Source organism: Marinomonas sp. ABL3_031, assembly GCF_056161265.1.
On the sequence record NZ_JBSWYU010000003.1, the window covers coordinates 88,943 to 114,664 of the forward strand.

Below are 25,722 nucleotides of genomic sequence, written 5' to 3' on the forward strand. Positions count from 1 at the left end.
TTTTTTAGAGCATTGGAAATAACGAAAAGCTTGATTTACTCTTCATCGCTCACTTAATCAGATTACAAAAACGAGACAGTTAAATTCATGTTAGATAACATTCGCATTGTATTAATCAATACTTTTCATCCAGGTAATGTGGGTGCTATTGCACGGGCCATGAAGAATATGGGGTTAACTAACCTGTACCTGGTTGATCCTAATGATTATCCTTCTGAAGAAGCCACTAGTCGCGCAGCAGGCGCCGTAGATTTACTAGAAAATGCCACGATAGTCGATACCTTTGAAGAAGCCATAGCTGATTGCAGTTTGGTCATTGGCACTAGCGCACGACATCGCACCTTCCAATTGCCTATTATGAATGCTCGAGAATGTGCTGAAACCGTCAGTCCCGAGGCTGTTAATCATCAGGTAGCCATTGTCTTTGGACGTGAAACCACGGGCTTACTGAATGAAGAAATCGCTCAATGCCATCGCCAAGTTTACATTGATGCGAATGATGAGTACCCAGTATTAAATATTTCTCAAGCGGTGCAAATTGTTGCTTACGAAATTTGGATGGCCAATCAAGATAAAAACCTTTACAGCAAAGAAACACCAGAATACCCTCATAAAAAGGACATGGATCTCTTCTATCAGCACTTAGAAGAAACCTTATACGGTATCAATTTTATTATTCGTAACCATCCAGGTAAGGTTCTGGACAAACTGCATCGTTTCTTTAACCGCTCTCGCCCTGAAAAACAAGAACTTGGCATCCTTCGTGGCGTACTAGCGGCAGTTCAAAGGGAAGCGGGGCTAGTGGCAGCGAACGATCATTCAGCCAAAGCTGAAGACCAACAAACTGATTCACAATCAAATCTCTAACATCTTAAGTTATGCAACGAAAAGTATCTTGCCAATTTGTGGGATCCGAAAATACCTACTTGTTGACATGTTTTTTTATTAAAAAATATGTCAACCCTTTATCGTCACAATACTTCTTTAGCTCACACGCGGTAAATCTCGCCAGCAAGTTGTATAACGAGGGGATAAGTAGTCACGTTTCATTGTCCATTGGGGAGAGACACCTTGCGCCGCAAAGAAAACATGACCAATACCACTATGATTAATCTGATCAAGTACCTTCATCATTCCCTTTGCATGACGCTTACTCTCTAAAGGACGAAACAAATCGGCTTGGAAGCTTCCCGGTTCATAAAAATCCGATAAAATCACACCAGCCTTCATATAGCGAAAACCCGGCTGCCAAATACGTCGGAAAATGGCATAAGCAACCGTCAGTAAATCCCGGGTATCATTGGTTGGATAAGGCAGTTCTACCGACAAATTTTTACCATAAAAAGGCGCATTTTTGATAAAAGGGCTAGTACGAATAAAAACACTCATCACGCGGCACAAGCGCTGCTCTGCCCGTAATTTTTCCGCTGCGCGATAGGTATATTTAGATATGGCTTCACGCAACTCTCTAAATTCGGTAATTTTATAACCAAAAGAACGACTGCAAATAATCTGCTGCTTTACTGGTCGCACAGACTCCAAGGCAATGCAGGACTCACCATTAAGCTCTCGCACCGTACGTTCCAATACCACTGAAAACTCATGGCGAATCGTTTTAGGATCGGTATGCGCCAGATCTAAAGCAGTATCAATGCCCTGTTCTCGCAATCGCTTACTTAAGCGTCGTCCTACCCCCCACACTTCTCCCACATCCGTCAAGGCGAGTAGACGTTGTTGCCTATCCCGACTCATCAAATCGACCACCTGGCCCGTTGCTGGATATTTTTTCGCGGCATAGTTCGCCAGTTTAGCCAGTGTTTTCGTCGGTGCAATGCCGATACCCACGGTAATCCCCGTCCATTTATCCACCTTGGCTTTGACACGTTGACCAAAAGACAATAAATCTTCTACTGCCGATACACCACTCAGATCCAAAAACGCCTCGTCAATAGAATACACTTCGACTTGTGGCGCTTCTTGTTCCAACAATGTCATTACTCGATTCGACATATCCGCATACAAAGCATAGTTAGAGGAAAAACACACTACATTATGTTTCTCAATATCCGCTTGCACCTGAAACATAGGAACGCCCATTTTCAACCCTAACGTCTTAGCTTCCTGTGAGCGAGCCACAATACAACCATCGTTATTGGACAAAACCACGACTGGCGTGTTCTTTAAATCTGGACGAAATAATTTCTCACAACTGGCATAAAAGTTATTACAATCCACCAAAGCAAACACGGTTTTCATCACATACGATCTAGTTTACGAATCACACTGGTCACGACACCAAACACTTCAAATTCTGATTCTTCAGTAATGGGAATCGCTTTATAAGCTTTATTTTTTGGCCTTAACAATACATTAGGTTTTAGTTCCAACACCTTAACTGTCATTTCACCGTGCAAACAAGCAATAATAGTATCGCCGTGGGATGCAGATAAAGAACGATCTACCACTAATACATCACCACTGTAGATACCCGCCTCTATCATTGAATCACCTTGTGCACGCACAAAAAAAGTCGCAGCTGGATGCGGAATACATAACTCATTTAGATCCAGAGTTTTCTCAACAAAGTCTTGAGCTGGAGAAGGAAAACCTGCAGATACAGATTCTCCATAAAGCGGAATCAAAATACTGTTTTCCGCAATATATGAAGCGGAACCAGATGCTCCAAGATAAGTTAAACGCATATTAAACACTCAAAATACTGTATATTTACACAGTTTAATTATAGTTTTACTATGCGATTTTTACCAAGTTACTTTTTGTGAAGAAATAATAAAAAAGCCGCTCAATGAGCGGCTTTTCAAGCAGTTAGATACTTAGATTACAAAGTTAAACGACGCACATCACTCAACAAAGCATTCAAGTAAGTCAGGAAGCGACCGGCATCACCACCGTTGATTGCTCTGTGATCGTAAGATAGACAAAGCGGTAACATGGTACGAGGCTCAAACTCTTTACCATTCCAACGAGGCTCGATATCTGCTTTGGAGACACCTAAGATACCGACTTCAGGACAGTTTACGATTGGCGTAAAGCCAGTACCACCAATAGCACCTAGGCTAGAGATAGTGAAACAACCGCCTTGCATATCAGCAGGTTTCAGCTGCTTATCAAGTGCTTTCTTGATCAACTCACCGGCTTCTTTGGCAATTTGTACTACCGACTTCTTATCTGCGTCACGCAGTACTGGAACCACAAGACCCACAGGTGAATCCACCGCAATACCAATGTGCACATAATGCTTCTGTACATAGCTTTCGCCATCGGCCATAAGCGACACATTGAACGCAGGGTTAGCAACCATAGCTTGCGCAACCGCTTTGATTAGGAATGGTAGAGGCGTCAATTTCACACCTTGTTTTTCCATTTCCGGCTTCAAGCCCTTACGGAACGCTTCCAAGTTAGAGATATCCGCTTTATCGAACTGAGTTACCTGAGGCACAACCAAAGCGTTACGCACCATGTTCTGAGCTGTCAAACGCTGGATCTTACTCATCTTAACAACTTCGATTTCGCCGAACTTGCTAAAGTCTTGATCTGGAACCGTTGGCAAACCAGCACCTGACGTCGCACCTGCTGCAGGAGCGGAAGCAGCTTTTTGCACAGCGGCTTTCACATAGGCGTGCAAGTCTTCTTTCAGAATGCGATTACGTGGGCCTGTAGGACGAACCAATGACAAGTCAACGCCCAACTCACGAGCCAACATACGTACCGCAGGGCCCGCATGAACTTTCTTAGAAGGTTCAGCCAATACAGCAGATTGATCTGCTACTGGCGCTGCTTTCTCAGGTGCTTTGGCAGCTGGGGCCGCCTGCTCAGGAGCTTTAGTCGCTGGCTGTGACGAAGCCGCTTGTGGTGCGGCAGCAGGCGCTGCTCCTTCCACTTCAAGCTCAAGAATCAAAGTTCCTTCAGAAACCTTATCGCCTTCTTTAATAGCAAGGGATTTTACCGTACCAGATTTAGGCGCAGGAATGTCCATAGAAGCTTTGTCGGTTTCCAACACTATGATGGAATCACCTTCCGCCACTTTATCACCTACCGCAACAGGCACTTCGATGACATCAACATCCGTTGCCCCACCAATGTCAGGTACGTTAACGACCTCAACACCACCTGCAACAGGGGCTGGAGCCGCTTGCGCTGGGGCAGGCTCTGATGCTGTTTCCGCTGCTGGCGCAGCAGCACCTTCGCCTGAAACCACAAGGATTTCATCACCCTCAGAAACCGTATCACCCTCTTTGATCATCAGCTTAGCAATTTTACCGCTGACTGGAGAAGGAATATCCATGGAGGCTTTGTCTGTTTCCAGCACTATGATGGAGTCACCTTCTTGAACGTCGTCGCCTTCTGCAACGCACACTTCAATAACGTCAACACCCGTCGCACCACCGATATCAGGTACAGAAACCGTTTGTTCAGCCGCAGCAGCTTGCGCCACTGGCTTGTCTTCAGCTGGAACTGCTTCTTGCTTAGGCGCTTCTTGTTTAGCAGGCTCTTCCGATGCGCCAGCTTCTAATTCAATAGTAAGAATCTCATCGCCTTCTGAAACAGTATCGCCTTCTTTGATATGGATAGCTGTTATTTTACCCGCTTTAGGAGCAGGCACGTCCATAGACGCTTTGTCTGTTTCCAACACGATAATTGATTGGTCAGCCTCGATTGTATCGCCAACCTTCACACTGATTTCGATAACATCGACATCAGCCGCACCGCCAATATCCGGTACTCGAATGATTTCAGTACTCACAGAAATCTCCTTTGTCGTTTAGACGCATCAAACATAAAATCTTATCAGGCTTCATCACAACGAAGCCTGATACCTAGCTTGTACAGTAATTAGCAAGTAACTGGGTTCGGTTTATTTGGATCTAAATCGAACTTAGCAATCGCTTCACTAACTACAGATGCATCAATCACACCGTCTTTCGCCAATGCACTTAGTGCAGATACAACCACCCAGTAGCGGTTAACCTCGAAGAAGTGACGCAATTTAGCGCGAGTATCACTTCGACCAAAGCCGTCTGTACCCAGTACATTGTAAGTACCATTAACGAATGGACGGATCTGATCAGCAAACAACTTAACGTGGTCAGTTGATGCAATCACAGGACCTTTGTCATTTAAGCAAGACTCAACGTAAGACAAACGTGGTGTCTCTTCTGGGTGAAGCATGTTCCAACGACTTGCATCCAAACCTTCACGGCGCAATTCATTGAAAGAAGTCACACTCCATACGTCAGAGTTCACACCGTAATCTTTGTATAGAATCTCAGCTGCGGCTTCTACTTCACGTAAAATCACACCAGAACCCAGCAATTGAACTTGCTTCTTATTGGTTTTCTTAGCATGTGATTTTAGCTTGTACATACCCTTGATAATGCCTTCTTCAACACCTTCAGGCATATCTTCGTGAGCGTAGTTTTCGTTCATTACTGTTAGGTAATAGAAAACACTCTCTTTCTCTTTGTACATGCGACGCAAGCCATCTTGAACGATAACAGCCACTTCATAAGAGTAAGTTGGGTCGTACGATACACAGTTCGGAATCGTACCCGCTAAGATGTGCGAGTGACCGTCTTCGTGTTGCAAACCTTCGCCGTTTAGCGTTGTACGACCTGCAGTAGCACCAATCAAGAAACCACGCGCCTGAGAATCACCTGCCGCCCACGCCAAGTCACCAACACGTTGGAAACCAAACATAGAGTAGTAGATGTAAACAGGAATCATCGGCAGATTACTGTTGCTGTAAGAAGTAGCAAGCGCCAACCAAGAAGAGAAAGCACCGGCTTCGTTAATACCTTCTTGAAGAATCTGACCGTCTTCAGACTCTTTGTAGTACATGATCTGAGTATGGTCATGCGGCGTGTAACGCTGACCTTCAGATGAGTAAATACCCAACTGACGGAACATACCTTCCATACCGAAAGTACGTGCTTCGTCGGCAAGAATCGGCACAACACGTGGACCAATCTGCTTGTCTTTTACCATCACATTCAAAGCACGGACAAACGCCATAGTAGTCGAGATCTCACGACCTTTGGTGCCAGCAATTTGTGCTTTAAAAGCTTCCAGAGAAGGCACTTCAAGCGCTTCACAGTCACGACGACGAATAGGAAAATCACCCGCCAGCTCTTTACGACGAGCACGCAAGTACTGCATCTCTGGGCTGTCTTCTGCTGGACGGTAGTATGGCAGATCTTTCAGATCTTCATCGCTGATTGGGATACCAAACTTGTCACGGAATTGAGCCAAAGACTCTTCATCCAGTTTTTTCGTCTGGTGAGCCGTGTTCTGCGCTTCAGCTGCCTTGAACATGCCGTAACCTTTAACGGTTTGCGCCAAGACAACCGTCGGTTGACCTTTGTGAGAAGTCGCTTCTTTGTAAGCCGCGTAAACTTTGTATGGGTCGTGACCACCGCGATTAAGATTCATGATCTCATCGTCGGTCATGTCTTTGACCATTTCTAGCAACTCAGGGTATTTACCGAAGAAATGCTCACGAGTATAAGCACCACCGTTGGCTTTGTAGTTTTGTAGCTCGCCGTCACACACTTCATTCATGCGCTTGACCAGCAAACCTTTGGTGTCTTTAGCGAACAATGGATCCCAATGACGACCCCATAGACACTTAACAACATTCCAACCAGCACCACGGAAGACACCTTCCAGTTCTTGAACGATCTTGCTGTTACCACGAACTGGGCCATCAAGACGTTGCAAGTTACAGTTGATCACGAAGATCAAGTTATCTAGCTTCTCACGACCAGCAAGAGCGATTGCACCTAAAGATTCTGGCTCATCACACTCACCATCACCTAAGAAAGCCCAAACCTTACGATCACCTTGATCGATCAAGCCACGGCTGTGTTGGTACTTCATTACATGAGCTTGGTAAATAGCTTGTAGTGGACCAAGACCCATAGATACCGTTGGAAATTGCCAGTAATCCGGCATCAACCAAGGATGCGGGTATGAAGAAATACCCTTGCCATCCACTTCACGACGGAAGTTATCAAGTTGCTCATCAGTCAAACGTCCTTCGATATATGAACGTGCATATATACCAGGAGAGATATGACCTTGGAAAAAGACCATGTCGGCTTCTTGCTTTTCACTGTTACCACGGAAGAAGTGGTTAAAACCGATATCATAAAGTGTAGCGGCAGATGAAAAACTGGTAATGTGACCGCCAAGAGTGGAATCCTCACGGTTCGCTTTCATTACCATTGCTAATGCATTCCAACGAATGATGGAACGGATACGGCGCTCCATGAAAACATCGCCAGGTAAAGGTGCTTCATCTTCAGGGGCAATCGTGTTGCGATAAGCAGTTGTAATGGAGGCTGGTAGTGAAGTACCCGCTTTGGAGGCTTCACCGTTCAGACGGTTTAAAATGTATTGCGCGCGATCAGGACCTTCTTCGCGAAGGACAGACTCAAGCGCATCGACCCATTCTTTGGTTTCGATTGGATCGATGTCTTCGAGAATATGCTGCTCAGTCATCGTGTTAATAACTCCCGCTATTAGAACAGATACTTAACCCTCGGAGTTTATTTGTTGGTAAACACCGAGAGCTACTTAAACGAGCCAGAAACAAACAATGTGTTACACCATTTTGTTTCAGTCGACCTTGATAAAAGGACACCCTTCTCTTTAGAGGACGGTGTCGTTTTATCTGCATCAATGGTCATGTTTGTTGTTTTAATTTTGTGCCATTGCGTCAACCACCAGCTGAAATACGCTGGTCGGCCCGCTTCCATTTTGGTCTGGTTCAACAGACCTCTTAATAAAAATTCTACGTAGCCTTCACTCCAAGCTCGGGTACGAAAAATTTAAATACAGTACTTTAAAAACGCAAAATAGAAAGCGCAAATGAAGTGTTCTATATCCATACCCGATTACAATAAAACGGGTTCATTTCAATCTTATGCTCTTCTAATTCGGGCGTAAGACTAACACCTAAACAAGAAATCGCCTAGCCAAACAACTCATGTCAAACAAACAAAGCACACTTTTGTAGCTTTAAAACATTGCATTTTATTGACATTAATGGGGTGTAAGTCCGAGCAAATCTGACTCAGTCTAACCACATTAATTTAAATTCACAAAACTTATGGAGACTATAATCTATAAATATAAACTTATTTCTGAGCAAAAAATGTACTACTTTTGACAGCTCACACGAATTTTGTGCCTCATTGACTCATACCTAATTAGAAATGCCTATTGCTGAATCGTCTGTTTCTTTGAATGTGCTACGGAAAGTCATATAAATCAATCATAATAGTGAAATCAGCACTGACGACGTCATAATATAGAGCTACAATAAAGCACTCAAAAAAAAACGTTAACTAGGACATTACATGACCCCTTTGGACGCTCAACTGATTGAGCACATTCAAACTCAGGTTGCTTTTGCACTAAAAGAAGACATTAACAGTGGTGACATCACTGCCCAATTAATTCCTGACGATCAAATCATCACGGCCAACCTCATCAGCCGTGAAGAAGCGGTATTGTGTGGACAACCTTGGGCTAACGAGGTTTTCAAACAGTTAGGGGGCAATGTGTCATTAACCTGGCACAAACAAGATGGCGATCCAATCCAAGCTAATGAAGTCTTTTTGACGCTTAAAGGTCACGCTCGAACCATTTTAACGGGCGAAAGAACGGCACTAAACTTTATCCAAAGCCTGTCTTACACGGCGACCATAACACGCCATTACTGTCAGATGGTTGCAGACACCCAACTGACCATTCTGGATACTCGAAAAACCATACCTGGTATGAGACTGGCACAAAAATACGCGGTGCGAACAGGCGGCGGACAAAATCATCGTATCGGACTATACGATGCGTTTTTAATTAAAGAAAACCATATTATGGCCGCAGGCTCTATTAGCAATGCGGTTGTTATGGCGGAACAAATTGCTCCGGGTAAAACCATTGAAATCGAAACGGAAAGCCTTGCCGAAGTAGACGAAGCGGTAAAAGCCGGCGCTCACATTATTATGTTGGACAACTTCTCTTATGAAGACATGACAACCGCCGTGCAAAAATACCAAGGTCGAGTGAAATTTGAAGCCTCAGGTAACATGGATCAACATGGCTTATTAGAAGTTGCGGCAACCGGTGTGGACTATGTTTCTATCGGCGCTCTCACCAAACACATTACCGCAATTGACTTATCCCTTCGCGTATCTTTGGAGAAATGATGAAAGACAGCATTTTAGTAATTAACTGTGGCAGTTCATCATTGAAATTCGCCATGTTGGCAAACTCTGGCCAAGACACTGTGTTTGAGGGTATCGCAGATCAACTAGGCTCTAATAACAGCACCATTACCTTTAAATATCAGGGACAAAAAGAGCACGCTCCTCTTACAGTCAGCAGTCATGAAAATGCAGTAAAACAGATTAAACTATGGCTTGATCAACATTCAGACATTCGTGATAGCATGATGGGCATAGGCCACCGAATTGTACATGGTGGCGAAACTTTTGCTCAGTCCGTTCTGATCAATGAAGAGGTAATACATGGTATAGGTGAGTGTTGCAGCTTAGCGCCTCTGCATAATCCAGCCCATTTACAAGGTATTCAGGTCGCCATAAACTTCTTCCCAGACCTCCCTCAAGTCGCGGTGTTTGACACCTCATTCCACCAGACACTGAGTCAAGAGCAATACCTCTACCCTATTCCTATGGAATTTTATCGTGAACACCATTTCCGTAAATACGGTTTTCACGGCACCAGTTACCGTTACATTAGTCAACAACTCGCCAAATTAGCCCCAAACAGTGATCAGCAAGGCATTTTAGTAGCACATCTAGGCAATGGCGCCAGTACCTGTGCCATTAATCACGGTCAATCCTCGGATACCAGTATGGGCATCACGCCACTGGAAGGCCTGATGATGGGCACACGCTCTGGTAGTCTGGACCCAAGCTTACTGACCTTTATCATGCAGGCCAAGAATATCAACGCAGAAGAAGCGCTAAACATTCTTAACAAACAAAGTGGCCTATTGGGGGTTTCTGAACTGTCGAACGATTGTCGAACTCTTGAAGAAGCCATGGTATCAGGGGACGAACGAGCCAAGTTAGCGCTGGATATGTTTGCGGTAAGAACGGCAAAGTATCTCGCCAGCACAGCAACCACTTTAGAAAGTATTGATCATTTGGTTTTCACGGGGGGAATCGGCGAGAATTCGAACTATTTACGTCAAGCCATTTGTCAACAATTGAGAGCCTTTAACATCAAACTGGACGTAACACTAAATGACAACGCCACACGCGGTGCGGTCAATAAGATTGCCGCTGCTGATAGTGCTACACAGATCTGGATTATTCCAACCAATGAAGAGCTAATGATTGCGCTGGATGCCATCAGCTTGATACAAGGTTTATAAGAGATTGGACTAACATAGGATTATCAAACATGACAATCAACGTACTTATGACAGTCCCAACAGGGCCAGGTGTCGGCTTAACATCTGTTTCCGTTGGTCTAGTTCGCGCCCTAGAGCAACAAGGTTTAAAAGCCAGCTTCTTTAAACCTGTCGCACAGCCGCAACCCGGTGATAAAGGCCCTGATAAATCAACCGCCATGGTAGCGCAAGGCTCTTCTTTGACGCCAGCTGAGCCTATCCCTCTGCACGAAGCTGAACGCTACTTATACAACGACAATATAGACGAGCTAATGGAAGAGATTGTCGGTCGCTTCCAAGCCAGTGTTGAGCCAGACTCAACCGTTATTGTTGAAGGTCTAGCGCAAATTGCTGGACACCCATACGCAACACGATTAAATAAAGCTATTGCACGAACACTGGACGCCGGTTTGGTTTTAGTGACAGCGCCAAATAATATGCGTGTCAACGAACTGGAACACCATGTGGAAATTGCTGCCGGCTCTTACGGCGGAATCAAAGCCGAAGACGTGATTGGCTGTATTCTCAACAAGACCACTCCTGGTTCCTTAGGGGTAAAATCCTACGGTGACCTCTTCGCACAACGTGGCATTTTCAAACGTAATTTTAGCTTATTAGGACAAATTCCTACCGCCGACGAACTCACCTTCCCGCGAGTAAAAGACGTGGCTGATTTTCTTGGCGCTACCGTGGTAAACGCAGGAGAAATGGACACTCGTCGAGTACAATCCTATACCCTTTGTGCTCGTGGTGTTGAAAATGTACTTGAAGCATTGCGACCAGGGGTTTTGGTATTCACTCCAGGGGATCGTACCGATGTCATCATGGCAACGGCCATTGCTGCCTTAAATGACATTAAGATCGCCGCTTTGGTGGTGACAGGCGGTTATCAACCTAGTGAAGCTTTAATGTCTTTATGTGGTAAAGCCATGGCCAAAGGATTGCCTGTATTATCAGTTAATTCCAATAGCTGGGAGACGGTGATCAACATGCAATCCTTCAACCAAGAAATCCCGCTCGACGATAAAGAGCGTGTTTCCATGGTGAAAGAGCATATTGCTCGTTGCATCGATCATGATTGGATTAATTCCTTCGCCCTCAACCAAGAAGAAAGAAAACTCTCCCCACCAGCATTCCGTTTCCGCTTGATCGAACTGGCGCGCTCTTTAAACAAGCGCATCGTACTACCAGAAGGGGAAGAGATTCGCACTATTCAAGCCGCTTCAATTTGTGCCGAACGAGGCATAGCCCGCTGTACTTTGTTAGGCAATGAAGAAGAGATTCTTCGTATCGCACAAAACAACGGCATTGAATTAAGTCATGGCGTTGAAATCCTCGATCCAGCCAGCATTCGTGAGCGCTATGTAGGCCCTATGGTTACACTTCGCAAAAACCGTGGTTTAACCGACATCGTAGCACGCGAGCAACTAGAAGATAACGTAGTACTTGGTACCATGATGCTGCAAACAGATGATGTAGATGGTCTAGTATCGGGTGCCGTTCACACCACAGCAAACACGATTCGTCCAGCATTACAATTAATTAAAACGTCCCCAAGCGCCAGCTTGGTGTCATCTGTTTTCTTTATGTGCTTACCTGATCAAGTATTGGTATATGGAGATTGTGCAATCAACCCAGATCCCAGTGCTGAGCAACTTGCAGAAATCGCTATCCAGAGTGCCGATTCGGCCGCTGCTTTTGGTATCACACCAAAAGTCGCCATGATCAGCTATAGCACAGGTGGCTCAGGTAGCGGTAATGATGTTGATAAAGTTCGTGAAGCTACTAAGCTTGCCCAAGATTTACGCCCAGATCTATTGATTGACGGTCCGTTACAATACGATGCCGCCATCATGGAAAAAGTAGCCAAACAGAAAGCGCCTAATAGTAAGGTGGCGGGTAAAGCGACCGTCTTCATTTTCCCTGATTTGAATACAGGTAACACGACCTATAAAGCGGTACAACGAAGTGCTGATGTGGTCAGCATTGGGCCAATGCTACAAGGTATTCGCAAACCCGTTAACGACTTGTCTCGCGGCGCCTTAGTAGATGATATCGTTTACACCATCGCCATTACCGCCATTCAAGCCGGTCAAATGGAATCTAAATAGTCGCTATTTGTCCAATCGGATGTTGCAACTAACATCCGATTGGACAATCTCTTCAATTCTGTCTAATATTTAACCATTAACATATTTTTACATATCTAGGTGGTGAATATTATGTCTGGCAGTGTCCCTCATTCTATTGCCGTTTCAAACCATACTCATTCCAGTACAGCCCAACCTGGCTATACTACTTATGACGTACGTTCTGATGAAGACAACAACCTAGCAGCCCTTCATGCACGTAACGCCAAAGCGTCCAGTGATTTAATTGTAACCATTTCAGAGCAGGGACAAGCGTTACAAGGTCAAACACGAAAAAAAGACGAAGAGCTCAAAAATAAAAGAAAAGAAGAAATGAATGACTTCGATGAATTGTTTGACGACGAACACGATTTACCAGTATTCGGAAAGGTTCATGAGTCACCCTATTACTCAGAGCAAACACCTAGAGGTGAAATGCTAGATCAAACTGTTTAACATCTGTCCAAAAAATACCTATAAGTATGACTAAAAATATCGGGCAGGAAGCCTGATACATCTTCAAGGAGTGAAGAATGTCAATGTCTCTTATTTTACAACGGGGATTTACCCTGTTGGAACTGATGGTGGTTATCGCCATTATTTCTATTTTAGCCAGTCTATCAGCGCCATCTTTTACTCGACAAATCGCCAAAGCGAAACTGATTGATGCTCAAAATATCGCCACGCAACACCAAGCCTTAATTGAAGAATTTATTCTACTTAATGGGCACTTCCCCTCAAGTGATGATTTCGAACAAATCAAACGTACCCTAGCGGAAGACTCCATCGTCAAAAATGTGTCGGTCGACAATCAGAACAAAGCGCAAGGTAATGTTGTCATCACTCTGCATGACAGCACTGAAATTGAGGAAGGGCAAACCCTTACCTACCAAAGAGACGCCAATCGTAACTGGGTTTGTATCAGTAATATCAACGCACAGATTTTGCCTCAACAATGTCGCCAACAAAATGAGGAGGCAGAATGACACTTGAAGAAATACTGGCAACTGCCAGTCAAGCTGGTTCCAGTGATATCCATATTGAGCAAAGCCAAAGTGGAATTAGTGTATTGCACAGAAACTATGGTCAATTACGCAAAATGGTGGCCCTACCTGCTACGGAAAAATTGCTCAACCGCATTAAAATGAAGGCCAATTTAGACCTTTCCGAATCACGCCGTGTACAAGAGGGTCAATTCACCTTTGTGGATCAAGACAAAACCTGGTTTGTAAGAGTCAGTATTGTGGCCAGCATACGCGGTGAAAAAGTCGCCTTGCGGCTATTACCTGAAAAACAACAATTAGGCTTGAATGATTTGAATATGCCAGCCTCCATACTCGAGCAGTTGGAGCTTTGCCTACAACAACCCAGTGGTCTGATCCTTGTGTGTGGAGCCACCGGAGCAGGCAAAAGCACGACTCTATATGCCTGCTTGGATGCTCTTAATAATGGAAAAAAAAGTATTTTCACCATAGAAGACCCAGTCGAATACGAACTGGCAGGCATATTTCAATGTGAGCCGAATCTGGCCATTAATTTAGATGCGATTTCTTTATTAAAGGCCTTTTTACGACAGGACCCTGACATTATTATGATTGGCGAAATTCGTGATGCACAAACCGCCAATTTAGCGGTAAATGCTGCGCTTACTGGCCACCTAGTATTCGCAACATTACATACCAACTCAGCACTTGACGCCATTCACCGTTGCCATACCTGGCAAGTAGATTTCTTTTCATTAGTCAGTTCCCTACAGCTCATTATTCATCAATCCATGCATTATGGCGATTCAAAACAACATGCAAAATTCACCGCCATACAACCTCGCTGGCAAGAAATACTACCTTCCAGCTATGCAGGCTTGATTCAATCTAGTGAGCTTTGGCAGGCACTGTAATATTAAAAAAGGAAACAGCATGCCTTGGTATCAAGTAAAAATAGCGAACCAAAAGGAGGAAATACATTACGCTGAATCAGTCACCAGTCTGATGTTTCAGTTTATTCGTCAAAAACAATGGCATGTTCAAATTTGTCCGTGGCGTCCCCACTATCTAAACTACGCCACTCTCTTATTGTTTTATCAAGAAATACAGAACGCACTGACCTCTGGCTTACAACTACACGAAGCAATAAAACATCTTAGCTTGTCATCGAGAAATAAAAAGATGTGCTTAATCAATAAAGCTTTATTAAGCGAACTTAATAAAGGTAGATCCTTCAATAAGTTACTTGCCAGTTTATCCTTAACAATGGCGGCGCCCTATTGTCAATTAATCAATACAAATGGCACTCGTGAAGATTGTATACAAAGCTTGACAATATCCATTCAACAACTGAATGGCTTATTAAGTTGGTCACAGCGTTTATTAAAAGCCTGCGCCTACCCTTTCTGTGTCATTCAAATTGCCTTGCTTATCGCCCTCACTAATAACTATTGGCAAACACCGAATGATAGCGACCTATTTCTCACTATGGTAAAACCCACTCTTAGCTATCTCGCTACCTGCGCAGCACAAATTTATTTCATATCCATTTTGCGTAATGGGACAGCTTGCTTTTGGTTGGAAAAAATCAGCCCTACCTTTCGATTGGCTAAAATATTTTCCATACTCAGTAATGCCCGCAAAACAGGCAATAGTTTGCAGCAGTCCTTATTAAACCTACATACCTTTTTGACCAATCAAAACAGCATAAATCAAAGCTTAGAAATTTATTATCAATTAAAACTGGGGCAGAGCTATGTCGACAGTTTTCCTAAACGTTGGTTTCCTGACGAATCTCATATAGCACTGCATTCAGCCGAACAGGATGGTGATCTAGAACGCGCCTTGCAACTGGCCGCTCGTAAGCATGAAAACCACTGGCAGCAAAAGATTATTTTGTTAGAGAAGCTCATTCCTGCTGTCTGCTTATTAATTGCTGGTAGCTTCGTTGCCAATACCCTTATTGCTATTTATCAGCCCTTGTTTAATGTCAGTTAAGGAAAGGGAAGAACAAGTCCACGGACTACGGCAACCTACTCCTGCCCTATCCTAATGCCCTACATCTATACAGGCCTCCTCCGGGTTTTTCAGAGAAACGCCCTCGCTTTGGTTATTCCTCATCATTTACTAGCCTTGTATTTAATAGGTGAGTTTGTAGGTTTGTTAATAACAAGCCTTATTATGCTGTGCAAAAGATTCGTACTATTGGTTTGGAAGATGCCAAATTAACTGGCGCTTTAACCGCTTGAATAGGTACTTTTCCACTTGATAACTGACAAATTTGTGCATCTTTACTGGGAATCTTATATAGTATTTATCAATCGAAGATGAGAAGGGCTAAATTAGCATTTGGCCCTTTTTCGACTTTTTCAGATATTGATTTATTCTACATACAGGTTTTATGGTAATAGCACCTCCTATCATTGGCTTAGCCGGCGGCATCGGGTCTGGTAAAAGCACAGTTGCAAAATGCTTTCGCGAATTAGGTATTGAAACCGTAGACGCAGACGATGTAGCTCGTTTAGTGGTTGAACCTGGCTCTATCCCATTACAACAGATCCAACAAAGGTACGGCGACGACATTCTTTTGGCTGACGGCTCTTTAGACCGTTCAGCCCTTAGACAGATTATTTTCCATAACGCTGACGAGAAGAAATGGTTAGAAAGCGTCACGCATCCAGCCGTTAGAAAAGAATTACAAAAGCAATTACAAGCAGCCCAATCGGATTATGTACTATTAGTTCATCCTCTATTGTTTGAAACAGGTCAAAATCGCTTATGTCGCTTCGTTGTCGCATTAGATGTACCAAAAGACATCCAACTAAAACGTGTTATATCACGCGATCAAAGTGATGAATCTACCGCGCTGAACATCATTCATTCTCAACTTAGCAATGGTGAAAGGCTAAGCAAAGCCGATTTCAGCCTTGAAAATACTGGAAATATTAACAAGATGAGTGCTAAAGTTTTATCCATGCATGAAAAAATACTAGGTCTGCTCAAATGATACAAAATTCTAGCCTTGTTGCTTGCCCAACCTGTCAAAACAAAACAGCCTGGTCAACCGACAATCCTGACCGCCCATTTTGCAGTGCTCGTTGTAAATTAATTGATCTTGGTGAGTGGGCAAGTGAATCCTATGCCATTCCTCAACAAACCTCCGAAGAAGACGAAATCTTCTCAGAAGACTTAGTAGCCAACCCTAATAAGTCTTTTTTATGATGTATCGAGTGGGAATCTAACGTTTTATGGCTCAACAAGATTTTTCGACCAAGAAAGCCTTATTGATTGAAGACATGGCTGAAGCTCGCATTATGCAGCGCAAAATGCTGACAGATTTTGGCTTTACCTCCATTGATATTGCAATGAAAGCAGAAACCGCCATTGAGTTGCTGCGCAGCAAGTCCTTCGACGTCATCTTGTCAGATTACAATCTTGGTAAAGGCAAGGATGGCCAACAGTTACTTGAGGAAGTTCGCCATTCTCAGCTCATTCCCAACACGGCAACCTACTTGATGGTTACCGCTGAAACCTCCATTGAAATGGTCATGGGTGCTATTGAATATCAACCTGATGGTTACATTACCAAGCCATTTTCTCAGGCTATGCTACAACGCCGATTAAATAAGTTATTGGAAACCAAAGAACGCCTTTTCAAAGTAAATAAAGCTTTGGACGCAAAAAAATATTCAGACGCCATCAAGCACGCTGAAAAAGTCATTGAAAACTACCCTTCATTAGAAGGTAAATGCGAGCGAATTATTGGTGATTGTTTATTAGAGTTACGTGACTACAGGAAAGCCCTTACCTTATTTGACAAGGTTGCCAAAAGCCGCAAGATGCCTTGGGCCTTATTTGGTAAGGCCAAATGCTATTACTCCACAAATGAACTGGACAAGGCAGAAAAACTGCTACGACAGCTTATGCTAGACAATCGCTTTTTCGTTAGTGCATATGATTGGCTTGCCAAAGTACTCATCAAGCAAGATAAGCCAGAAGAAGCTCAAGCCACATTGATAGAAGCCATCACCAAATCCCCAAAAAATATTTTGCGGCAAATGGAATTAGGTCGCATCAGTCTTATGATTGAGGACAGTACCACAGCTGAAATGGCTTATCGTAAAGCCGTCTTTTTAGCAAAACATTCTTGTTACAATACCTCTGAGGTATATTTAAAACACTTGGAATCTTTAGCAAGAATTTCTGACAATGGCACTCTGATTCCACGTCAGCAAGATAACTTTGATAGCACTTTAAAGAAAATCCATGAGAATTTCTTTGAAGAGCCTGAAACACGTGCTAAATCTTATGAATACGAAATGGATATTTGTATTGCCAGTGGAGAAACCAGCACAGCCAAACAAATTTTTGAAGTTTGGCTAAGTGAAGTAGGCTCGGCCACTACCAGCGCTCCAACTAAGGAACAAAATGACCGTTATGCCAAACTTTTTGGAAATTGATCTAAGATGGAAAAAGTCGACATTAGCACCATATTGGCGAGCGCCATTCATGAGAGCAAAAACCAAGTTGGCACCCTGCTGTATCAATTGCAGACGGTGAAAGAAAGTCTTGGTGATAAAGCTCCTCAGAACAAAAAAATCATCCATATCGAAGAATCTTTAAAAAAACTCAATGATGAATGGGTTGAGTACCTGTATCTATATCGCTTAGCATCTGACGGCTATGAATTACACCCAGATACCTTTTTGATGGAAGAATTCTTAGACGATCAAGTATTTGCTTTGTCATCTTCAGCGAACGCAAAACAATTAGAACTCTCTTTTAATTGTCCAACCGGGCTGTCCGGCAGTTTTGATGAAAGACTGATGACAGCTGTCGTCAGTACTGGCGTATACAATGCTTTTCGTTACGCGAAAAGCAATATACTCCTGTCGGCCCACAAAGAAGATGACTATCTTATTTTAACCGTTGAAGACGATGGTCCTGGCTTTAATGAAAACGAAGAACATCACATCGATGCCCTGCTCGATGACAATACTGGATTAGGCTTGTATTTCGCTGAATTATCTGCCAATGCTCATGGCAAAGATAAAAAGCCAGGTTTTACTCGCAAAAGTCAATCGACGAGACTTGGTGGGGCTTGCCTTGCCATTTATATTCCACAAAATCACGACTAATCTTCACTCCTCCTCTTTAAGTGTTCAGTGAGTCGCTGTCCCGCCGCTAAAATATGCTTCTCAAGCAAAGTGATAGCACTCGATTTGTCCTCTCGCTTAATACAATCCAACCAATCCCTGTGTTCTTGCTGACTATGTTGATGATACTCCAAAGGACCAAACTGAAAACCCAAATATCGGCTGGCTTGCTGATTAAGAGAGGCCATATTTCTCAGTAAACTGTTCCGCTGACAAGCATTATAAATGGCACTATGGAAAAACCAGTTCAAATCACCTCGCATCATTAAAGGCAAATTTTTTTGTTCCAGCTTATCCAGATAAGAATGAGCCAGTGAAAGATGTTCTAGTGTTAACTTTGGCCACGCCAACTCAAGTGCTAAGACTTCCAGTTTAGCCCGCATCCAAGCAAGTTCCTCCGCCTCTTGCCAATTCAACTCAGGAATCATCACCCCGGCCTTGCCATGCGGTACCAACCATCCATCTCCTTGAAGCTTCAATAAAGCATCTCGCACCGGTATACGACTAACAGCATATTGTTCTGACAAAACACTTTGTCTTAATGGTACTCCTGTTGGTAAACGCTGATACAATATGTCTTCTTTTATGACGGCGACTAAATCCATTACTCCCCCTTCCTTAAATGACACTTACTGATCAACAAACATGCCGCCCCTAATAAGATTCCCCAAATCGCCGAGGCCACACCGAAGAAGGAGGCACCCGATACAGTCACTAAAAAAGTTACTAAGGCAGCTTCTCGATAACTGTCTTCCTGCATAGCGATTTTCAAATTGGTGCCAATCGTACCTAGCAAAGCAATACCTGCCAAGGCAGCTATCATACTCGCCGGAAACATGGCAAATAAACCGACAATCGATGCCCCTGCCAAACCCGATATAGCATAAAATACCCCCGCAGATAGGCCTGCTATATATCGCTTTGCTGGATTCTTATGACATTCATCACCAGAACAAATCGCCGCTGTAATAGCCGCTAGGTTAAAAGCAAAACCACCCAGAGGGGCCAGTAATATAGAAGCTAAACCGGTTAAGCTCATCAAAGGTGACACAGGAGTTTGATAACCACAGCTTCGCAACACAGCCACACCTGGAATGTTCTGAGATGTCAAGGTAACGATAAACAAAGGAATACCAATACCGATCAAAGCACTAATGTTCCATTCGGGCCACACCCAAATAGGATGCCCAATAGTAAGTGATAGTTCTGTAAAAAAAGCCTGATTAGAACCGCCAACTACCATCATTACACCGACCAAAAGCACACAAAGAACAGCGTATCTCGGTAGCCATTGTTTACTGATTAAATAGACCAATAACATAATCCCTACTAGCCAAAAATCCCCTTGCATGGCAGTAAAAATGCTTATACCAAACTGAAACAACACACCTGCTAACATGGCACAGGCTATGGGTAATGGTACCCAGTTCATCAAACGATCGAACCACCCGGATACACCGGAGATCAGCGTCAAAGCCCCAACAAAAATAAACACGCCAATGGCCTCTGCATAAGAATAGCCAGCCAAACTGGTCGTCAATAAGGCTGCCCCTGGCGTGGACCAAGCGGTAATGACTGGAGCACGAAACCATAAAGAGAGGCAAAAACAGCTAGCCCCCATGCCTAAACCTAATGCCATAATCCATGACACCATAATAGCTTCGTTCGCTCCTGCTGCTTGTGCTGCTTGAAAAACAATGGCTACCGAGCCGGCAAAACCAATCAATACTGCGACAAAACCCGCTACCACAGCACTTAAGCTAACGTCCTTTAATACTGATACCAGCATGTTGTCCACCTTATTTTACAACCCAAAAAAATTACTATGGACTACTATATTCGGATAAGATTAAAATTTGTATACATTTTTTATGCGGAGCTAAATTAGCCACTTTTGAAGTAAAGAAAGGAATCCGTTTTTACTATCAAGCAAAACGAATGAATGTGTGGTTCACACATAAAATGACAATAAAAAAATACGAAGGAACAAGCAAAAAGCGGCTAGATTAGGTATTCACTAAAACATAACCAATAAGACCTAGAGCAAACCCCAAAACAGCACCAAGTGGAGGCCCCCAATGTTTTTCAAGGACCGCTTGCGGCGCTATGTCTTGAAACACTATGTATAAAATACCGCCAGCAGAAAATAACATGATGCCTGATATCACACCGTGCCATTCAGATAACCAGATATAAGCAGCCATGCCAGCAATTGGCCCAGTTAATGCCAGCAAAATAAAAATACCAATAACGCTTTTCACGCCAAATTGACGACTTTGTCGTATCTCACGAAAAGCGTTAAAACCTTCAGGCAAATTCTGCATGATAATTAACAAGGTAATTAAAATAGCGTCTTTTCGCTCGACTGCCACTGCCGCTCCAAGGGCTAAAGATTCAGGAATAAAATCAGACAGCATGGCAATCAGCTGACTCATGGAGGAACCACTTTTGGACAAACGATAATCCAACAGCATAAAAATCACGCCGCCTAACAAAAACAAACTCGCGGATTGCAAAGCATTAAAGTGTTTAATGCCTTCAGGTACCAGAACTAATGACACTGCGGATAATAAAGCACCACCGCCAAACGCGGTGATACCATGCAAGATTTCTTTTTCTAACCAACGAGGTTTAATCTGTAAACAGTGTGCAATGATAGCCCCTAATGGCATGGCCATTCCTGCCATCAAAGTGAGAATCAAGGCCCACTGCATTTGTGTCATTTTAATCCCTCAAGTCCATTTTATTTTAAACCACATTTTCGCAAAAATTTCTTAATGAGAAAGGCTTTCACAGTCACTGTAGTCAACACTCACCCATGCATCCCAACCTTGCCACATTTCAATGTCTGGGTTGTGTTGTTGTGCTGAGCTTCGTATAAAGAGTTTTTTCAACATGCGTTTCACCTTATTTCATTGTATAAGTATTAGGATAAAACACCTTAAAAAAAACCTATATTGAATTAATTTTAACGAGCCAATCAGCAAAATTTATAACCGGAATCCCATGCCATTTTTATTATTTATCATCCTATCCATTTTCGTAGCGACTTTTGCTAATGCTAAAAATTACCAAGTTGAAATGAAAAATCAGGGAGAGCTTGGTTACATGGTATTTGAACCCGCTTACTTGCCAATCAAACAGGGTGACACAGTGACTTTTAAAGCCGTGGATTTGGGTCATAATGCTCAGATCATTCGCTTCATGAAACCACGCAAAGCCAAAGCCATCACAGGCAAATTAAACGAAGAAATCACCATGCAGTTTGATGAAAGTGGATTTTATGGCATCAAGTGCCATCCTCACTTTACCATGGGCATGGTGATGCTAATTAAAGTCGGTGAAGTGGGTATTTCAGAATTGGTCATTCCGCCAAGCTTACCAAAGTACGTAAAACAACGCTTTACGGACATTATTCAAAGCTATGTTTCGCAATAGGCTTCGCTGATCTTCGAGATCTAATCTGAGCTTTCTAGTTCTTGCTCCAAACTAGCACGGTTTACGCCTTCCAAAGTAAGCACATCCATCAAAGCAGTTAGCGTATCCAAGCAAGCAGAATGACTGCTCTCTTCGTCCAGATTAATCGCAACATTGCATAAGGTATTCGTTGAATCAGCATGATCTGCCGTCTCAATCCGTACGACATGGTAAACCAATTCTGTTACCTGAAAAGTACCACGCTTTCCTAACGGAAAATGAAAACCAACTCGACATTTAGTAAATAGCTTGACGTCATCAGAATAAGACAGCTCAACAAGAATGCCCGTTTTGCTAAGATTCTTAATAACCCCTTTATATGGCTTATCTAAATCAAAGGACACTTCCAAATCATGGGCAGGTAAATCGGTAATACGCGCACTGCGCCTTTGCTCTGAACCATACCAAGCTCGACGAATGGCTTCTTCTAATCTTTCTTGAGTAAAGGGTTTAACCAAATATTGGGTCACCCCTTTTTGAATCGCATCTACAACAAATTCCTTGCTGTCTTCTGATGTCATCATGATGAAAGGGGTATTTTTTAATTTTGCATGAGAACGCACAAAGGATAATAACTGGAAGCCATCTAAGTGAGGCATATCTAGATCAGAGATAATCACATCAACGGCTTGCTTTTGTAAAATAAGCTTGGCTGTTAGTCCATTGACAGCGGATAAAATTTTTTGGCTTCCAAGCTGATCATAAATAGTGCTCTTCACCACCGAACGAATAGATTGACTGTCATCAGCAATCAAAAAACTAACATTTTTCACTTATATTCCTCATGCATACGTCTGTAACAGAGAGAAAACTTAGGCGTATATGACTAAAGAATGTTAACAAATGTAAACCACTGGCAGCAAGATATTTTCATAATCACTAATCAAATTAAAAAGTTAACTTTAATCAAAATAAGTCAAGAAAATCAAACTCAACGCTCTAATTCAACTTCTTAACAAAGTGTGCAGAAATAAACATTTCACCAGCCCCATCTACACGACAGTCCAGCTGATGATCTTTAGCTTCTTTAATACGTTTAACTAACGCTTTCGTACCTATCTTCAACACTTGAGAACGACCTTTTACCTTTAAGTCTTTTATAAGAGTTACCTTGTCACCTTCTGCCAATAGGTTACCGTTGGCATCCGTTAGTCTCACACTCTTTTCCTCATCCGGATTCCATTCATAACCGCACTCAGGACAAATTAACAACATTTGATCTTGATAGACGTATTCAGAATGACAACTCGGGCAAGATGGCAGTGACATAACTTCCTCAAATAGACAAAATAGTAACGCGCTCATAGTATCACAGGGCTAGTAATTGATAATGACAGAAACGCCTGCTCACTTTAAATCTCCTTAAACCTCCTCAAACGTCAGTAATCTGTATACATTGCACAAAACGGAACACAATGTTGCAACAACAAAATAGGAATTGATGCAATAATGAGAATAATTAACATTTAAACACTGTAATATTGGATCATTTGGAGTTCCGTTTACCATGAAAAAAACCTGCGTACTGACTTTAACTGCCATGGCGGTAGCGCTTTCTAATGCAGCACTTGCTGAAGAACAATTAGATAACCTTGTTATCACTGCATCCGGATTTGAGCAAGAAACCGCGGAAGCCCCTGCTTCTATTAGCGTTATCACAGCGGAAGACATTGAAAAAGCGGCTTATCGAGACCTTGCAGAAGCCATTGAAAGCGTACCTGGTGTGCAGTTGGCTAGAGCAACAGGCGGAACAAATATCCAAATGCGTGGCTTACAACCTGAATACACTTTATTTTTGATTGATGGACGTCCTCAAACCTCCAGAGACTCTAGGGAAAAATCAGCAGATGGTTATGACCAAGAATGGATGCCTCCACTATCAATGATAGAACGCATTGAAGTCATTCGTGGCCCTATGTCGACACTTTATGGTTCGAGTGCCATGGGCGGAGTAATCAATATCATAACTAAAAAGGTAACCAATTCTTGGCATGGTAATTTGCGCCATGAAATCACCACGGTAGAAGGCAGTGAATTTAATGATACCACCAGAACCTCTCTAGCCTTGTCTGGACCAATTATCCAAGATGTATTAAGCGCTCAAATCAGCGCTGAACTCTTTGACCAAGAAGAAGATGAAATCGATGGCGGCGACCCAGAAAAACAAATCAAACGCTATAATGCCAAGATCAACTGGCAAGCTAATGAAGATCACGATTTTGGATTAGATGTTAGCAGAACGAAACAAGACCGCGTCTTTACACTCAACAAATCCACAACTAGCAGCAATAGAGCTGGCGAGCAAGAAAACGAAAAGACATCCACTGCCATTACACATAGTGGTCGTTATGGTGATATTTCAGAAAACAGCTTTATCCAAATCGATTCAACAGAAAATATAACCGATGAATCTAAAATTAATAATACTCAATTAAGCTCTACTTGGATCTTACCAAGAGAAAACAACACCAGCACTTTAGGTGCCAGTTATATTGATGCCAAGTTAGAAGACCAAGGCAACCAAGCATCTAGTGGGCTGACAGAACTATCCAACAATCAATTGTCTGTATTTGCTGAAGATGAATGGTATATGACGGATCAATTCTCATTGATCACAGGTTTACGCGCCGATAAAAATGAGAATTTCAAAAACCATTTAAGTCCTAAAGTGTATGGCGTCTTTTCAGCCACAGAAACACTGACATTAAAAGGTGGCGTATCCACAGGATACAAAGCACCAAAAATTAGACAACTTTCAAGCAACTGGGCTATCGCTTCTCGAGGTCGTAACACCTATGGTAATTCAAATTTAAAACCTGAATCCTCTGTTAGCACAGAAATCGGCGCCATTTTTGATAATGGTGATGTGTTAGCCAGTATTACCGTCTTTAACAACCACTTCGACGATAAAATCGAAGATGGCAACTGTTCAGAAGCTGAAATTGAATGTCCAGACGAAGCAGCAACAAACGATCGAGGTTATTACAACATCGACGAAGCGGAAACCAAAGGCCTTGAGCTTTCCGGTAAAGCCTATATAACGGACGCGGTATCAGCTTCTCTTAGCTACACCTACACAGACTCAGAAATCCTAACAGGTGATGACAAAGGCTCACCGCTAACCAGCGTGCCACTTCACATGGCAACCGCCTCTTTTGATTGGTCGGTGAACGAACAATTAAAAGTGTGGACCAGCTACACTTACTATGGTGAAGCCAATGAAGAAGATGATCCAACGCCTTCATACAAACTGGTGGACTTAGGTGCTAACTATGTGATCAATAATCACTTAAAAGTCAGCCTTGGTATGAACAACCTTCTGGATGAGGAGTTCACCGACGAAGACTATGGCTTTGTTGATCATGGCCGCGAATACTGGGTGGCTTTAGACGCTTCTTTCTAAGCATTTCCTCCAAAGTTAAATAACTGAACCCTCTGATAACTTCCTTGTCAGAGGGTTTTCTGTTTGGGCAGAGACAGGGCTTTTAAACACAAGATGTTCAGTTAAAATACATGTTTCAAACGTTCAAAAA

The 25,722-nt window shown here is 43.0% G+C and carries 24 protein-coding genes; 14 read left to right on the forward strand and 10 right to left on the reverse strand.

Annotated elements, in window-relative coordinates; translation table 11 throughout:
- Window positions 1-87 precede the first annotated feature (87 nt).
- Complete coding sequence (trmJ, locus tag ACXAH2_RS04880) at window positions 88-867, forward strand: tRNA (cytosine(32)/uridine(32)-2'-O)-methyltransferase TrmJ (RefSeq protein WP_475077054.1); 780 nt, start codon at window positions 88-90, stop codon at window positions 865-867.
- A 117-nt stretch (window positions 868-984) separates the two neighbouring features.
- Here trmJ and umuC read toward each other — a convergent pair whose 3' ends face one another.
- The 4 genes from umuC to aceE all read right to left on the reverse strand — a co-directional run bounded on the left by umuC (window position 985) and on the right by aceE (window position 7,521).
- Window positions 985-2,256, reverse strand: a complete 1,272-nt coding sequence (gene umuC, locus ACXAH2_RS04885; protein WP_475077055.1) for a translesion error-prone DNA polymerase V subunit UmuC — start codon at window positions 2,254-2,256, stop codon at window positions 985-987.
- Complete coding sequence (gene umuD, locus ACXAH2_RS04890) at window positions 2,256-2,702, reverse strand: translesion error-prone DNA polymerase V autoproteolytic subunit (protein WP_353668259.1); 447 nt, start codon at window positions 2,700-2,702, stop codon at window positions 2,256-2,258. The genes umuC and umuD overlap by 1 nt, the downstream gene beginning before the upstream one ends.
- 137 nt (window positions 2,703-2,839) lie before the next feature.
- The gene (gene aceF, locus ACXAH2_RS04895) at window positions 2,840-4,765 is read right to left on the reverse strand and encodes a pyruvate dehydrogenase complex dihydrolipoyllysine-residue acetyltransferase (protein WP_475077056.1); all 1,926 of its coding nucleotides are present in this window, start codon (window positions 4,763-4,765) and stop codon (window positions 2,840-2,842) included.
- An 89-nt stretch (window positions 4,766-4,854) separates the two neighbouring features.
- Window positions 4,855-7,521, reverse strand: a complete 2,667-nt coding sequence (aceE, locus tag ACXAH2_RS04900; protein ID WP_475077057.1) for a pyruvate dehydrogenase (acetyl-transferring), homodimeric type — start codon at window positions 7,519-7,521, stop codon at window positions 4,855-4,857.
- Between the two features lie 860 nt (window positions 7,522-8,381).
- Between aceE and nadC the strand changes: the two genes are divergently transcribed.
- From nadC to ACXAH2_RS04955, 11 genes are all read left to right on the forward strand, one after another.
- Window positions 8,382-9,233: a carboxylating nicotinate-nucleotide diphosphorylase gene (gene nadC, locus ACXAH2_RS04905; RefSeq protein WP_475077058.1), complete on the forward strand. Its 852-nt coding sequence runs from the start codon at window positions 8,382-8,384 to the stop codon at window positions 9,231-9,233.
- On the forward strand, window positions 9,233-10,426 hold the full coding sequence (locus ACXAH2_RS04910; RefSeq protein WP_475077059.1) for an acetate/propionate family kinase: 1,194 nt from the start codon (window positions 9,233-9,235) through the stop codon (window positions 10,424-10,426). Before nadC ends, ACXAH2_RS04910 begins: the two co-directional genes overlap by 1 nt.
- Before the next feature lie 29 nt (window positions 10,427-10,455).
- Window positions 10,456-12,555: a phosphate acetyltransferase gene (gene pta / locus ACXAH2_RS04915; RefSeq protein ID WP_475077060.1), complete on the forward strand. Its 2,100-nt coding sequence runs from the start codon at window positions 10,456-10,458 to the stop codon at window positions 12,553-12,555.
- A 111-nt stretch (window positions 12,556-12,666) separates the two neighbouring features.
- Window positions 12,667-13,029, forward strand: a complete 363-nt coding sequence (locus tag ACXAH2_RS04920) for a hypothetical protein (RefSeq protein ID WP_475077061.1) — start codon at window positions 12,667-12,669, stop codon at window positions 13,027-13,029.
- A gap of 77 nt (window positions 13,030-13,106) precedes the next feature.
- Window positions 13,107-13,559 (forward strand): pilin, encoded by a 453-nt coding sequence (locus ACXAH2_RS04925; RefSeq protein WP_475077062.1) that lies wholly within the window; start codon window positions 13,107-13,109, stop codon window positions 13,557-13,559.
- Window positions 13,556-14,470, forward strand: coding sequence for a GspE/PulE family protein (locus tag ACXAH2_RS04930; protein ID WP_475077063.1), 915 nt, complete (start codon window positions 13,556-13,558; stop codon window positions 14,468-14,470). Before ACXAH2_RS04925 ends, ACXAH2_RS04930 begins: the two co-directional genes overlap by 4 nt.
- 19 nt (window positions 14,471-14,489) lie before the next feature.
- On the forward strand, window positions 14,490-15,554 hold the full coding sequence (locus ACXAH2_RS04935) for a type II secretion system F family protein (RefSeq protein WP_475077064.1): 1,065 nt from the start codon (window positions 14,490-14,492) through the stop codon (window positions 15,552-15,554).
- Between the two features lie 403 nt (window positions 15,555-15,957).
- Window positions 15,958-16,563 (forward strand): dephospho-CoA kinase, encoded by a 606-nt coding sequence (gene coaE / locus ACXAH2_RS04940; protein ID WP_475077065.1) that lies wholly within the window; start codon window positions 15,958-15,960, stop codon window positions 16,561-16,563.
- Window positions 16,560-16,778: a DNA gyrase inhibitor YacG gene (gene yacG / locus ACXAH2_RS04945; RefSeq protein WP_475077066.1), complete on the forward strand. Its 219-nt coding sequence runs from the start codon at window positions 16,560-16,562 to the stop codon at window positions 16,776-16,778. Before coaE ends, yacG begins: the two co-directional genes overlap by 4 nt.
- A gap of 26 nt (window positions 16,779-16,804) precedes the next feature.
- Window positions 16,805-18,016, forward strand: coding sequence for a response regulator (locus ACXAH2_RS04950; protein WP_475077067.1), 1,212 nt, complete (start codon window positions 16,805-16,807; stop codon window positions 18,014-18,016).
- A 6-nt stretch (window positions 18,017-18,022) separates the two neighbouring features.
- Window positions 18,023-18,694, forward strand: a complete 672-nt coding sequence (locus ACXAH2_RS04955) for a sensor histidine kinase (RefSeq protein WP_475077068.1) — start codon at window positions 18,023-18,025, stop codon at window positions 18,692-18,694.
- Here ACXAH2_RS04955 and ACXAH2_RS04960 read toward each other — a convergent pair.
- From ACXAH2_RS04960 to ACXAH2_RS04975, 4 genes are all read right to left on the reverse strand, one after another.
- Complete coding sequence (locus tag ACXAH2_RS04960; RefSeq protein WP_475077069.1) at window positions 18,691-19,317, reverse strand: GntR family transcriptional regulator; 627 nt, start codon at window positions 19,315-19,317, stop codon at window positions 18,691-18,693. The two genes, ACXAH2_RS04955 and ACXAH2_RS04960, sit on opposite strands and share 4 nt — an antisense overlap.
- Complete coding sequence (locus tag ACXAH2_RS04965; RefSeq protein ID WP_475077070.1) at window positions 19,317-20,501, reverse strand: benzoate/H(+) symporter BenE family transporter; 1,185 nt, start codon at window positions 20,499-20,501, stop codon at window positions 19,317-19,319. Before ACXAH2_RS04965 ends, ACXAH2_RS04960 begins: the two co-directional genes overlap by 1 nt.
- A 217-nt stretch (window positions 20,502-20,718) precedes the next feature.
- Window positions 20,719-21,435: a ZIP family metal transporter gene (locus ACXAH2_RS04970; RefSeq protein WP_475077071.1), complete on the reverse strand. Its 717-nt coding sequence runs from the start codon at window positions 21,433-21,435 to the stop codon at window positions 20,719-20,721.
- Window positions 21,436-21,486: 51 nt separating this feature from the next.
- On the reverse strand, window positions 21,487-21,609 hold the full coding sequence (locus ACXAH2_RS04975) for a hypothetical protein (RefSeq protein ID WP_475077072.1): 123 nt from the start codon (window positions 21,607-21,609) through the stop codon (window positions 21,487-21,489).
- A gap of 109 nt (window positions 21,610-21,718) precedes the next feature.
- Here ACXAH2_RS04975 and ACXAH2_RS04980 point away from each other — a divergent pair, with 109 nt between their 5' ends.
- Window positions 21,719-22,150 carry a pseudoazurin gene (locus ACXAH2_RS04980; protein WP_475077073.1) on the forward strand — a complete coding sequence of 144 codons (432 nt, stop codon included), beginning with the start codon at window positions 21,719-21,721 and terminating at the stop codon, window positions 22,148-22,150.
- Between the two features lie 20 nt (window positions 22,151-22,170).
- Here ACXAH2_RS04980 and ACXAH2_RS04985 read toward each other — a convergent pair whose 3' ends face one another.
- Window positions 22,171-22,962: a response regulator gene (locus tag ACXAH2_RS04985; protein ID WP_475077074.1), complete on the reverse strand. Its 792-nt coding sequence runs from the start codon at window positions 22,960-22,962 to the stop codon at window positions 22,171-22,173.
- A gap of 166 nt (window positions 22,963-23,128) precedes the next feature.
- Window positions 23,129-23,458 carry a zinc ribbon domain-containing protein YjdM gene (locus ACXAH2_RS04990; RefSeq protein ID WP_475077075.1) on the reverse strand — a complete coding sequence of 110 codons (330 nt, stop codon included), beginning with the start codon at window positions 23,456-23,458 and terminating at the stop codon, window positions 23,129-23,131.
- Between the two features lie 238 nt (window positions 23,459-23,696).
- Between ACXAH2_RS04990 and ACXAH2_RS04995 the strand changes: the two genes are divergently transcribed.
- Complete coding sequence (locus ACXAH2_RS04995) at window positions 23,697-25,592, forward strand: TonB-dependent receptor domain-containing protein (RefSeq protein ID WP_475077076.1); 1,896 nt, start codon at window positions 23,697-23,699, stop codon at window positions 25,590-25,592.
- Window positions 25,593-25,722 lie beyond the last annotated feature (130 nt).

What these genes read in the sequence shown, in the direction of transcription:
- ACXAH2_RS04935 (WP_475077064.1), top strand. Translation starts at nt 14,490, where the DNA reads ATGCCTTGGTATCAAGTAAAAATAGCGAACCAAAAGGAGGAAATACAT.
- pta (WP_475077060.1), top strand. Translation starts at nt 10,456, where the DNA reads ATGACAATCAACGTACTTATGACAGTCCCAACAGGGCCAGGTGTCGGC.
- nadC (WP_475077058.1), top strand. Translation starts at nt 8,382, where the DNA reads ATGACCCCTTTGGACGCTCAACTGATTGAGCACATTCAAACTCAGGTT.
- umuC (WP_475077055.1), bottom strand. Translation starts at nt 2,256, where the DNA reads ATGAAAACCGTGTTTGCTTTGGTGGATTGTAATAACTTTTATGCCAGT.
- ACXAH2_RS04950 (WP_475077067.1), top strand. Translation starts at nt 16,805, where the DNA reads ATGGCTCAACAAGATTTTTCGACCAAGAAAGCCTTATTGATTGAAGAC.
- coaE (WP_475077065.1), top strand. Translation starts at nt 15,958, where the DNA reads ATGGTAATAGCACCTCCTATCATTGGCTTAGCCGGCGGCATCGGGTCT.
- ACXAH2_RS04970 (WP_475077071.1), bottom strand. Translation starts at nt 21,435, where the DNA reads ATGACACAAATGCAGTGGGCCTTGATTCTCACTTTGATGGCAGGAATG.
- ACXAH2_RS04965 (WP_475077070.1), bottom strand. Translation starts at nt 20,501, where the DNA reads ATGCTGGTATCAGTATTAAAGGACGTTAGCTTAAGTGCTGTGGTAGCG.
- ACXAH2_RS04975 (WP_475077072.1), bottom strand. Translation starts at nt 21,609, where the DNA reads ATGTTGAAAAAACTCTTTATACGAAGCTCAGCACAACAACACAACCCA.
- ACXAH2_RS04920 (WP_475077061.1), top strand. Translation starts at nt 12,667, where the DNA reads ATGTCTGGCAGTGTCCCTCATTCTATTGCCGTTTCAAACCATACTCAT.
- ACXAH2_RS04980 (WP_475077073.1), top strand. Translation starts at nt 21,719, where the DNA reads ATGCCATTTTTATTATTTATCATCCTATCCATTTTCGTAGCGACTTTT.
- ACXAH2_RS04990 (WP_475077075.1), bottom strand. Translation starts at nt 23,458, where the DNA reads ATGTCACTGCCATCTTGCCCGAGTTGTCATTCTGAATACGTCTATCAA.
- trmJ (WP_475077054.1), top strand. Translation starts at nt 88, where the DNA reads ATGTTAGATAACATTCGCATTGTATTAATCAATACTTTTCATCCAGGT.
- ACXAH2_RS04910 (WP_475077059.1), top strand. Translation starts at nt 9,233, where the DNA reads ATGAAAGACAGCATTTTAGTAATTAACTGTGGCAGTTCATCATTGAAA.
- ACXAH2_RS04960 (WP_475077069.1), bottom strand. Translation starts at nt 19,317, where the DNA reads ATGGATTTAGTCGCCGTCATAAAAGAAGACATATTGTATCAGCGTTTA.
- ACXAH2_RS04925 (WP_475077062.1), top strand. Translation starts at nt 13,107, where the DNA reads ATGTCAATGTCTCTTATTTTACAACGGGGATTTACCCTGTTGGAACTG.
- ACXAH2_RS04995 (WP_475077076.1), top strand. Translation starts at nt 23,697, where the DNA reads ATGAAAAAAACCTGCGTACTGACTTTAACTGCCATGGCGGTAGCGCTT.
- ACXAH2_RS04930 (WP_475077063.1), top strand. Translation starts at nt 13,556, where the DNA reads ATGACACTTGAAGAAATACTGGCAACTGCCAGTCAAGCTGGTTCCAGT.
- aceE (WP_475077057.1), bottom strand. Translation starts at nt 7,521, where the DNA reads ATGACTGAGCAGCATATTCTCGAAGACATCGATCCAATCGAAACCAAA.
- yacG (WP_475077066.1), top strand. Translation starts at nt 16,560, where the DNA reads ATGATACAAAATTCTAGCCTTGTTGCTTGCCCAACCTGTCAAAACAAA.
- umuD (WP_353668259.1), bottom strand. Translation starts at nt 2,702, where the DNA reads ATGCGTTTAACTTATCTTGGAGCATCTGGTTCCGCTTCATATATTGCG.
- ACXAH2_RS04955 (WP_475077068.1), top strand. Translation starts at nt 18,023, where the DNA reads ATGGAAAAAGTCGACATTAGCACCATATTGGCGAGCGCCATTCATGAG.